The sequence below is a fragment of the Paenibacillus sp. FSL F4-0087 genome, from assembly GCF_038020215.1.
GTDB lineage: Bacteria > Bacillota > Bacilli > Paenibacillales > Paenibacillaceae > Paenibacillus > Paenibacillus taichungensis.
Genome location: NZ_JBBODJ010000001.1, coordinates 5,809,945 through 5,821,219, shown reverse-complemented (window position 1 = coordinate 5,821,219; position 11,275 = coordinate 5,809,945). Strand labels below are relative to the sequence as shown.

The window sequence follows — 11,275 nt, the reverse complement described above, 5'->3', positions numbered from 1 at the left end:
TATATTAGCACAGGTGTAATCTAGAAGAGAACAGTGATTTATAATCCCAAGATTTATAATCCCAAGATTTATCATCCGAATATCTAACTCTGGAGGGACTGCTTTATGGCAAATCCGGCACCCAAGCCATCCTTGCTCAATAGGTTCAAGCTCAGCTGGAATCATTTCAAATCAAAACTTCTGCTGAAATATGCATTTTCCTACATCCTAATATTTCTTATCCCTCTAACTGGTGTAACCATTTTCGTTTATGAGAACGCTGTCAAGGGCCTGCGTGTCGAAATTGAACAATCCAATGTCAATCAGCTCAATCAAGTGAAGAGCACCATAGATAGTCGTATGAAAGAGCTCCAGGAACTAGCGGGCAGAATCGCCTATGACAGGCATTTGACCCCCTATATGGTTCGGCATCCTTACTACGGTCTGGAGGCGATTCAGACGCTGGCGAATTACAAGGCCAGCAGTAACATAGCAGAGGATCTGCTTCTCTATTTTCATGGCGATTCCAACATCTATTCATACCGCGGCCTGGCTAATCTTCATGTCACCTTTGATTCCTTCTATCAATTCGAGCGCTGGACCTCAGAAGAATTGCGACGGGATTTGAATGAAACTCGGCAGCCTTTGGTACGTCCCGCCGAGAATGTGACGGTCAATTCCCGAATGGATCCGATGCTCGTCATGCTCGTACCCATCAAACCGAATGACCCGTTTCCGTACGGGACTGTTCTCTATTTAATGAAAGAATCCAATCTTACCGGGGTCATGGATTCGATTTTGAGTGATTTCTCCGGTAGCAGCTATATTTTTGGTCCCTCCGGAGAGGTGTTAACAGCGAACAATCATGGCGTCAGCCTTCCCCAGGAGGAACTTAAAAATTTATCCGCACTTGAGCCAGGTACTCATAATCTGGAGCTGGACGGGGAACCATACTCCGTCGTTTCCGTACAATCTGAAGAAAATGGCTGGACCTATGTGACAACGATGCCAAGCTTCCAGTTCTTCAGTCGTGTCGCCCATGTACAGACCCTGATTCTGATCGTCTTCTGTATAACAGTCATTACCGGCATAGCTGCCGCAATGCTGCTGGCCAAACGGCAGTACCATCCAATTAGGGATCTAATGGAATTTGCGAAGCTGAGAGGAAGTGGCAATGACGCTCCCAAGCTCCGCAATGAATGGGAATGGATTCGGCAGACTATCCACGATTACAGTGCCAGAATTGATCTTCAGGAACCCTTCGTCCGTAATCAGTGCATGCTGCTGCTGCTCAAGCATGGCAAACCGGATGATCCTGAAATTGAGCAGATGATTCTTAGCGCAGGTTTCAAGCATCCTCAGGGAAAGGGCCTCTATTTCTCGGCGATCCTGTCCTGGGATGAAACTGTGCCAGGTGACAAGTCCTGGCAGGAACGCCATCTGTTGCAGGAAATACTGAGCAATGTATGTCTGTCTGGTCCCGATGCACAGATCTTCGGTGTGGAATTCGCGGTCAAGGACCAGTTTGCCCTGATTATTTCACTTCCTGACGATACGGACTTACCGGTTCAAAGCCGTATGGAGCAGGTTATTGAAGCCATTCTAGAGGTAATCCGTAAACACTCGCAGCTGTCTCTAAGTATCGGTGTTGGCATGGCCTACCGGGACCTGGCTCTCCTTAATCAATCTTTCATCGAAGCCGCTGCAGCTTTGGAGCACCGGATGATCCGGCGTAGCGGACAGGTATCCTACTTCGAGCAGCTCGTAGAGCTAGTCCCTTCCGCTGCCCAGAGCTTCTGGATTCCGCGTAAATCCATGCTGAAGCTGGAGCAGAGCCTGAAGCAAGGCAATGAATCGGTTGCTGCCCAGATGATTGCTGATACCATTGATAAAATCAAAGACGAGCCGCTGCAGGTTCATCTGCTGCGCTGCATCTGCTTCGATTTGCTGAACGCTTTTCTGCGCACAGCCTCCGAGTTAGGCATGCATGAAGTGTTCGCCAATATGCCGGAATTGACCTCCTTTGAGACCCTCGAAGAGCTTGAGAACCGTCTGCTCTCTCTAGCCTCTGCTATTTGCGCGCAGGTCGAACAAAATACGGAGACAAGCGAGCCTTCATTAATGGATGACATTCTGGCTTATGTGGACAAGCAGTTCGCAGACTACACCCTCAGCCTGGAGCATGTGGCGCTTAAGTTTGCCATTTCAACCTCTTATCTAAGCCGTAGCTTCAAAGATAAGACCGGCAGCAATTTCTCACAATATATCTGGCAGCGGCGTATGGATGAGGTCATCCGGCTACTACAGAGCACTAGTGCACCGCTCAAAGAAATTATTGAGCAGGTCGGTTATTTGGATGCGCCTAATTTCATTCGCAAGTTCAAAAAAGAAACCGGTCTGACGCCGGGGCAGTACCGCAAGGAACATGCCTTGAAGGGGGCTGCTGCGAAAAGACCGGTTAACTTGGCGGACCTTCCGCCCTTTCAGAAAAGCTAAACTTTCACTTTATAGGTTGTTCTGCTACTGCGCTTCCTGGAGAATATGCTCCACCAGCTCATTCAAAGGAACCGTTGCGAGCGCAATCGCTGTATCCGTTACCCCGTAATAGATATAGAGCAGTCCGTCTTTGACCACATTTCCGGTAGGGAAGATGACATTCGGAATCTGGAACCCGAATTTCTCATAGTACGTCTCCGGCTCCATAATAAAATTAGCTGTCCGGGCAATGATTTTCTCTGGCTGCTCCAAATCCAGCAGCATCGCTCCCACACGGTAGACAATATCCTCATCAACACCGTGATAGAGTACCAGCCAGCCCTTGTCCGTGCGTACCGGTGGCGTAGAACCTCCGATCTTCCGCGATTCCCAGGACAGGCTTCCGGCGGTGGCGAGCAGTTTGGGCTCTTCCCAGTTCACAAGATCCTCGGAGTAGGTAATCCACATGGCCGCATTATCCGTTCCATAGTCTTCTCCCACGTATTCCTCGGGGCGGCGCAGCAGCACGAATTTGCCGCCTATTTTCTCGGGGAACAGAATGTTGTCCCTGTCATTGATATCAAGTGGTGTCGTGTCCGCCACAAACTCCCAATCCAATAGATTATCCGACTTCAGAATAGAGGACCGGGTCAGCCAATGCCCTTCTTCTTCCCCCCACCCATCCGGATATTCGGGAATAGAGCGCAAGGGGACACCTGCCCCTGTAGGATAATAGCTCATTGCACAGGGGCGCAGGGCGTAGTTCAGATAGAAAGTCCCGTCAATTTTGACAATCCGCGGGTCCTGCACACTGCCATAAGGGAACCCCAGCATATCTGGCGTCACAATCGGCTCATCCCTCACATGGGTAAAGTTTACGCCATCTTCGCTCTCAAGCAGACCAAGATAATTCTTACATGGCGTCAGGGAACCTGCGGTGCGCTCAATCATATAAAATTTGCCGTTATCAATGATGACTGCAGGGTTGAAAACCGTAACCTTGCGCCATTCATATCCTCCCGGGACAACAATAGGATTATCCGGATGTCTCGTGATTTGCATATTTATTCCTCCTGCAATTCATGTTCATGGTATAGTTTGCTCGTCTGGACTTCATAGGGTTTAAAAGAAAAACTGATCACTCCGCCGAAAATCTTCACGGATCCGCATTGGCATGATTAGTTGGATTTCCACCGGTCATAGGCAGCCTGGTTGATTTCAGCTACACGCTCTCCGCCCATTTTCTTGACGGTCGTCACATAATTATCCCAACCCGTAAGCGGCTCGGCACCAGTGATGAACTTCGCTTCCATCTGATTCACATATGTTCTCAAATCAGAATTGAGGCTACTGATTTCGGTCTGCTCTTCCACGGTGAAGAACAAGGTCGGGTATGGAATTCGTGCGCCTTTATCGAGAAGCTTCTGCTGGGTTTCCTGCTCTACCCAGAGGTCAAAGTCTGTCTTCAGCCCCTTACTAATATCATCCATGGACAGGGTTGGAGCTGGAATGCCGTAGTTGGGCGTCAGAGTTGCCCGGTAATCTTCCATCTCCTTCCCGTCCGGTACAGGCAAGTACTTCTTGACCCGATTCTCTTTGTCAGTATATTCCCAGAGAATTCCCTCAGGCCCTTTATTGAAGAACATCGCCCCTTCATAAGAATAGAGATAATCCACCCAGCGCATAGACGCTTCCGGAGTGGGATTACTTTCCGTGATGGCAAATGCACCAGTTGTGATTCCTCTGTTCTTTGCAATCGCAGGAGCAGCAATGGATTCACTGCGTACAGGCGCAAACATCGGATCTGCCGTCGAAGGCTCTCCGCCCTTGGACATGTAGGCATGCCAGTCTGAGAAGAGGGCAACTTGATTATTCTGCGTTTTGGCCTTCTTCTGTTCTGCCGTCTGCGAGAAGCTCTCGTGATCCAACAGGTCTTCGGACCACAGGCGGTTCATATAGGTCAAATATTCCTTATAACCTTCTTCAAGCGGTGTATAATGCACCTTGTCCGCATCGTCCACGTAAATTTCTTCTTCATAAATACCGAAGGCGCCAAGCAGCCAGGTACGGATATCGCGGAGGTTCGCAGCGGGTGTTGTCACTGAGGAAATCGGAATTTCATCGGCTTTGCCATTGCCGTTTGGATCTTCCTCCTTCACACGTTTCAGGTAGGTATACAGCTCTTCCGTCGTTTCGGGAAGCTTGTCGATATTCAGCGCCTTCAGGAAATCCCCGTTATACCACATCGGATTGCGGTACCAGTGCTGGCTAAGTTCTACTACCGGCAAGGAATAGATATGCCCGTCCGGTGCTGTAATTGATTTGCGGACATCCGGATTCTCCTCCAGCAGTGCCTTGAAATTGGGAGCGTATTCTTCAATTAGATCCTCCAGGGGTATGATGATACCCTGCTCTCCATAATTCATCTGCTCTGCGGTCGTCAGACCGGCAGCATAAAGAATATCCGGGTAATCCCCGCTGGCGAGCACCAAATTCTTCTTGGTCTCGAAGCTGTCCTTCGGTGCATTCTTGTATTCCAGCTTAATGCCGGTCTTCTCCTGCATCTGCTGGAGCACCGCCATCTTCTCCCAGTTCTGAATTCCTACATCCGGCGCCATAAGCGTCAAAGTAACGGATTCATTGACTATTGGGAAACCTTCTTTATTAACAGCGACCTCCCCGGTACTGTTATTCGCTGCACCTTCATTTGAATTGCTGCAGCCTGCCAGCAGTGTAAGAACTAGAGCCGAAGAAAGCAGAAGCTTCCATGGTTTGCGTGTAATCTGCATGAATAATTCCTCCCTTGTTATACAAATATTCTATTGTTTAACCTTTAACAGAGCCGATCATGACCCCCTGGACAAAGTAACGCTGCAGGAACGGATAAACTGCAACGATGGGCAGTGTGGAGACAACTATAACTCCGTATTTGATCAACGATGCCGTTTCCGCCTTATTATTCATAGCGCTCGCCACCTCGCCATTAATCGAAGCGCCCGTGGTTTCGGCCGACATTTCCTGAAGGACAAGAATCTGGCGCAGAACCATCTGCAGCGGATACTTGGCTTCATCATTTAAATAGATCAGGGACGGGAAGTAGCTGTTCCAATGGCTTACTCCATAGAACAGGGCCATAACGGCCACAATCGGTGCCGACAGCGGCAAAATAATGCGTATAAACAGCTTTAAATTCGTACAACCGTCAATATGCGCCGCTTCCTGCAGTTCTTTTGGGATGGTCGTCTGAAAAAAGGTGCGGGCTACGACAATATTCCAAACCGAAGCGGCCACTGGCAGGATTAATGCCCACATACTATTAATGAGACCAAGATTCTTGACCAACAGATACGTCGGCACAATTCCGCCGCTAAAGAACATCGTGAACAGAATGAGGCCCATAAACAACTGGCGCCCGACAAAATCAGATCTGCTTAGGGCATACGAGGCCGGCAGAGTAACGGCCAGATTGACCAGAGTTCCCACTACAGTGTAAATAATCGTGTTCCAGTAACCATTCCATATCTTCGGGTTCTCAAATACAAGCTTGTAGCCGTCCAGTGTCACATTCTTCGGAAACAACCACATTGCTCCCGAATTGACGTCCTGCGGAGAACTGATTGAAGCGCTGAGAATATAGATTAGCGGATAGAGAACTACAAGCAGTGCAAGGCCCAAATAGATATAGGTGCTAATCAGAAACAGCTTGTCCCCCCTGGATTCTTTTATGGCAGTAACCACTGACTTCAACTCCTTTCTACCAGAGGCTATTCTCACTGGTGCGTTTGGCGATCTGGTTGACAGTAACAAGCAAAATAACGTTGACTACCGAGTTAAACAATCCTACAGCCGTTGAGAAGCTGTACTGGGCGTTCACTAGGCCCGCGCGGTATACATAGGTGGAAATTACATCGGAAGCCTCCATATTGAGCGAATTCTGCAGTAGCAGAATCTTCTCGAAGCCAAGGCCCAGTATATTACCCATATTCAAGATCAGCATGATCGTTATCGTGGGCACGATCGTCGGCAGATTGATATGCAGCATCCGTTTAAACCGGCTAGCTCCATCCATAATGGCCGCTTCATGCAGCTGGGGATCTACGCCTGACAGAGCCGCGAGATAAATAATAGTTCCCCACCCGGTGCTCTGCCAGACGCCCGAGAAGACATACACTGTCTTAAACCAGGCCGGATCAGTCAGAAACGCCGCTGGTTGTAGGCCCAGGAACTCGATGAACCGGACAATCATTCCACTCGAGGGTGATAAAAAAGTAATGATCATGCCTGCCATAACAACTACAGAAATGAAATGCGGCGCATAAGTTACTGTCTGAACCGATTTCTTGAACGGGCCGTTGCGGACTTCATTGAAAGCCAGCGCCAGAATGATCGGAAGCGGAAAACCAATAGCAAGTTCATAGAAACTGATGCTGAACGTGTTCCATAGCAGATCCCAGAAAAAATAGGAATTGAAAAACCGTTCAAAGTGGTCAAAACCGACCCATTCGCTGCCCGTAATTCCTTTCGAAGGTACGAAATTCTTAAAAGCGATCTGAATACCGTACATCGGACCGTAATGAAAAACGAGGAAATACAATAACACGGGAAGCATGAACAGATAGAGCTCCCAATTTTTCCAGATTCTTTTGCCAAGGGATTTGTTCTTTACTGAAGGATTCACGGATACTGGTGCATAACTCCCCTTCATTCTCCCACTCCTCTCTAAGTTGTTTTTCGTTACATGAAATCATATAGCTGATTCGCATTCTTGCTCATCCAATCTTGCGAACGCTTACAATTCGAAGTGTAGTGAAACAAAGTTGACACCGTAAATATGTAGGTTCTGCATTGTCATGTTAAGAGAGTGTAAAACCGCGTTGCTGTGGTATTTTCCGGCCTGCCTTGAAGTGAATATTTTCAGACGAAGCATCGCTGCAAATATGTGAATTATGAACCTCTTATCACACTTCATATGTGACATATTGTGTTCATTGGGAAGGTATGCAAACATTTGCTACGAATGCCAACCCAATTAAGATTTTGTTCTGCTGTAGTACAATCCTACAATCTTAATCTTAACTTTACAGGAGGAGTTAGACTATGAACATGCCAGCTTCCATAACTACGTATCTTACTGAAGCCAATGAACGGCTCGCGCATCATCCGAAATTGCAGCAACTGTTCCGCAACTGCTTTCCGAATACGCTGGAAACAACAACCAAGCTGCTTGAAGACGGTACCACCTTTGTATTTACCGGGGATATCCCGGCCATGTGGCTGCGTGATTCTACGGAGCAAGTGCGCCATTATATCCCTTTTGCTAAACATGACCCTGCGCTGCAGCGGATTCTCCGCGGCCTGATCGCCCGCCAGATGTTCTATGTCAATATTGATCCGTACACCAATGCCTTCAACGAAACGGCAAGTGACAAACATTACCGAGCTACGGATGACTGCAATCTAAACCCTTGGATGTGGGAGCGCAAATACGAGTTGGACTCCCTCTGCTTCGTTGTACAGCTGGCTTATATGTACTGGAAGGAAGCGGAGCAGACTGATATCTTTGATACTGCCTGCTACCAAGCGCTGACTTCTATCGTGAACGTTATCGAAACAGAGCAGTACCACGGGGAGAAATCTCCGTACCATTTCATCCGGGAGACACTTCAGGATACGGAAACTTTGCACAATAACGGACGCGGCATGCCTGTCAATTACACCGGCATGAGCTGGTCAGGCTTCCGTCCGAGCGATGACAGCTGTGAGTTCGGCTACAATATTCCGTCCAATATGTTCGCTGTAGTGATTCTGGACTATATTCGCGAGATCGCAAGCGTAATCTATAAGGACGAAAGACTGGCAGCCCGGGCAGCAAAGCTGCGCAAGGAGATCGACTTCGGAATCCAGAAGTATGGAATTGTGAATCATCCAAAATACGGCCGAATTTACGCCTACGAAACGGATGGATACGGTAATTATTCTTTGATGGACGATGCAGGTACACCAGGACTGATATCTATTCCTTATATTGGTTATGTGGGTGTGGAGGATGAAATTTATCAGAACACCCGCCGCTTTGCCCTAAGCTTCGACAACCCCTTCTATTTCGAGGGTAAACATGCCAGAGGCATCGGTAGTCCACATACCCCGGGAGGTTATGTGTGGCATATGGCATTGTCCATGCAGGCGCTGACAGCAGATAACGATGAGGAGATCAAAGAATTAATTGATATGCTTGTTCAGACCGATGCGGACACCGGATATATGCATGAAGGCTTTCACCCGGATGATCCCGCCGACTTTTCACGTGAATGGTTCGCCTGGTCCAACAGTTTATTTGCTACACTGATCGGCAAAGCCATGGACAAAGGAATTGTCTAAGCTTATCTAAACCTTACACTTTTAAATGACAGTATAGGAAAACCCTATCGTATTCCACCTATTGACGAACCGGCTGTGCCATCCACTTTAGAAGGAAGGCACAGCCGGTTATTAGGGATTAGTGAAATTAGGAAAACTTTCGGGTATTCGGTAACTCCCCTTTATGGATGGTCAACACGCCAAGCGTCGAGCTGCCGTTGTATTTCTACCCGCACCTCGTCCAGACCCGCCTGCTTCAGCTCCTCGTTGAATTTGGGCAGTACCCTCTCCACATTCACACTGCCAGTCATCAAGCTCGGATAGTACTTTTCCCAAACCATTTTTATAAGGTTGACCTGAATGGACATACGGGTCAAATTCGGCGTGAATCCGAGTAAGTTCGATTTGACGTATTCTGCGTTTGCTGCTCGGAACTGATCCCACTTATCCAACGGATCGGGAAATTTTCCGCCGATCGTTTTGAGAATGAACCAGTTTCCTTGCGTATACTGCACACCTTCATAGCCAACTGCTGAGACTGGATCGTCGTCGCTGTCTCCGGAAGATTTCAGCAGCACCTGTCCGTTCTTGTCCAACGTATAATGAACACCTTCAATACCGTAATTAAACAGATTGCGGATTTCCGGGTCCGTGTTGAGCAAATTTAAAAACTTTACACTTTCAACGGGGTGCGCTGACTTTGCGTTTATTGCCATAATTCCGCCGCGAACGGATTCCGTCGTGATCAAAGGCGGGGTCACGGGATGAGCAACAACCTTGTAGCCGCGATCTTTGCTCCAGCTATTTTCCGAAAGGGGGCCTCCTCCCGCAGCTTTCCAGAAAACCCGTTCTTCGCGTTTGAGATTTTGGCTCTCCCGCAGGGCGGCGTCTTCATTGATGTAACCCTTGACGTAATAGCAGCGGAGTGTATCCAGCACCTGCCTTGCTTCCTCGGTCTCAAATATATTGAATACTTGCGCATCAGGATCCAGAGAACGCACCATCAGTGGTAGCGGTTTATCCAGCACATATTCGTAACCGTACATGGCGAAGAAGTTCTGGGAATCCTTGTCCAGCTCCATCAACTGATAGGAAGGTTCCTTTTCCTTGATCATTTGGAACAGAGGATCCAAAGACTCCAGGGAATTGTATTTTGTAATGTCGATGTCATACTTTTGGACAAGCGTCTCCGGATACATCCATTGCATGCGGACGGCAAGCTCCTTATTCGTAGGCACACCGTAGATGCCGCCGTCTTCCATGCGAACGCCCTGCCATAGAACGGGGTCGATCGTGTCGTACATATCCTTGCCGAAGCTGGATAAGTAGCTGTCCAGTCTCAGCCATGCTCCTCGCTGAACATAGCTTGAGTAATCTGTGGTAAAAGCAATATCAAAAGGAGTTCCCGTCGAAATTAGCGTATTGATCCGGTCATTGTACTCCTGCCACCCAATCTTGATATATGTAATAGTGATTCCGATTTTTTGGGCCAACACTTCATTGATTTTAGCGTTTACCATCTTCAGATCCTGGTCAGGATTGCCAAGCGTATAATAAATCAGATTCACTGTGTTGATACTTCTGTCGAATTCCTCGTTCTTCCCGGATATTGATATACACCCCGACAGAGGCAGCGTCAACATCGCAGTAATCAGGACAGACTTGATCAATGTGTTCCAGATTGAATGTATCATTTCTGGACTACTCCTTTCTCCGCATATCTGAAGGCGATTTGCTGAAGTAGGCTTGGAAATGCGTGTAAAAATAGTTTAGATTAGCGTAACCGACGGAGAGTGCAATTGTCGATATCTTCTCGTCTGTAGCCTGAATACGCTCTCGTGCACATAACATTCGGTAAACCATAAGATACTCCGAAAATTTCATCTTTGTTTCCTTAAGAAACATCTGTCCAAGATAGGTTCCGTTCATCCGAAAACGACTGGCCAACACTTTGAGATTGATATTTTGATCGTATTCAGCCTTAACCATCAGCAAAATGCGATTTGTTAGCTTGGATAAGCTGTCGTAGCGCACTTCCAATATGGGGTCTATGTCACGGCAGTTCGGATTTCTTCCCTCCAGCGTACCGTTCAAATTTTCGACAATAACTCGTTCAATCAGAGCTTGAAGCTTTGCTCGCTCAACGGGCTTGAGTAGATAATCCTTAACCCCACAATGAATAGCCTCCAGGGCGTACTCGAACTCACCATAACCGCTCATCATAATATAGGTCGTCGGGAGCCCTAGCTCATTAAGCTTGTGAATGGCGTTATAGCCACGCTCCTTGCCGATGCAAACGTCAAAAATTGCGAGGTCCGGCCAAAACTCCACAGCCTTTGTTAGCGCATCCCCATAGGTTTCGCTGGTCTCGATCTGTCTGAAGCCAAGCATTTCCCAGTCCAGCGTTCGCTTGATTCCCTCCAGGATTAGTGGCTCGTCATCAACGATCAGAAGTTTGTACATA

General features: G+C 47.9%; 8 protein-coding genes. 2 read left to right on the top strand and 6 right to left on the bottom strand.

From position 1 onward, the window contains the following. Nucleotides 1–105 precede the first annotated feature (105 nt). Complete coding sequence (locus tag MHB84_RS26690; protein WP_083679079.1) at nucleotides 106–2,475, top strand: helix-turn-helix domain-containing protein; 2,370 nt, start codon at nucleotides 106–108, stop codon at nucleotides 2,473–2,475. 24 nt (nucleotides 2,476–2,499) lie between these two features. Here the strand turns inward: MHB84_RS26690 and MHB84_RS26685 are convergent, their stop codons facing one another. The 4 genes from MHB84_RS26685 to MHB84_RS26670 all read right to left on the bottom strand — a co-directional run bounded on the left by MHB84_RS26685 (nucleotide 2,500) and on the right by MHB84_RS26670 (nucleotide 7,159). Beyond that, nucleotides 2,500–3,516 (bottom strand): glycoside hydrolase family 130 protein, encoded by a 1,017-nt coding sequence (locus MHB84_RS26685; protein ID WP_076291371.1) that lies wholly within the window; start codon nucleotides 3,514–3,516, stop codon nucleotides 2,500–2,502. A gap of 116 nt (nucleotides 3,517–3,632) precedes the next feature. Beyond that, nucleotides 3,633–5,243 carry an extracellular solute-binding protein gene (locus tag MHB84_RS26680; protein ID WP_076291372.1) on the bottom strand — a complete coding sequence of 537 codons (1,611 nt, stop codon included), beginning with the start codon at nucleotides 5,241–5,243 and terminating at the stop codon, nucleotides 3,633–3,635. Between the two features lie 37 nt (nucleotides 5,244–5,280). Then, the gene (locus tag MHB84_RS26675) at nucleotides 5,281–6,192 is read right to left on the bottom strand and encodes a carbohydrate ABC transporter permease (RefSeq protein ID WP_053781101.1); all 912 of its coding nucleotides are present in this window, start codon (nucleotides 6,190–6,192) and stop codon (nucleotides 5,281–5,283) included. 16 nt (nucleotides 6,193–6,208) lie between these two features. After that, nucleotides 6,209–7,159: an ABC transporter permease gene (locus MHB84_RS26670; protein WP_076291373.1), complete on the bottom strand. Its 951-nt coding sequence runs from the start codon at nucleotides 7,157–7,159 to the stop codon at nucleotides 6,209–6,211. A gap of 392 nt (nucleotides 7,160–7,551) precedes the next feature. On the opposite strand from MHB84_RS26670, the gene MHB84_RS26665 reads away from it, so the two are divergent. Further along, nucleotides 7,552–8,832 carry a glycoside hydrolase family 125 protein gene (locus MHB84_RS26665; protein ID WP_076291374.1) on the top strand — a complete coding sequence of 427 codons (1,281 nt, stop codon included), beginning with the start codon at nucleotides 7,552–7,554 and terminating at the stop codon, nucleotides 8,830–8,832. A 161-nt stretch (nucleotides 8,833–8,993) separates the two neighbouring features. On the opposite strand, the gene MHB84_RS26660 is transcribed toward MHB84_RS26665, so the two are convergent. Further along, nucleotides 8,994–10,505: an ABC transporter substrate-binding protein gene (locus MHB84_RS26660; protein WP_076291375.1), complete on the bottom strand. Its 1,512-nt coding sequence runs from the start codon at nucleotides 10,503–10,505 to the stop codon at nucleotides 8,994–8,996. A gap of 7 nt (nucleotides 10,506–10,512) precedes the next feature. Next, the gene (locus MHB84_RS26655; protein ID WP_076291376.1) at nucleotides 10,513–11,274 is read right to left on the bottom strand and encodes a response regulator transcription factor; all 762 of its coding nucleotides are present in this window, start codon (nucleotides 11,272–11,274) and stop codon (nucleotides 10,513–10,515) included. Between the last annotated feature and the right edge of the window lies 1 nt (nucleotide 11,275).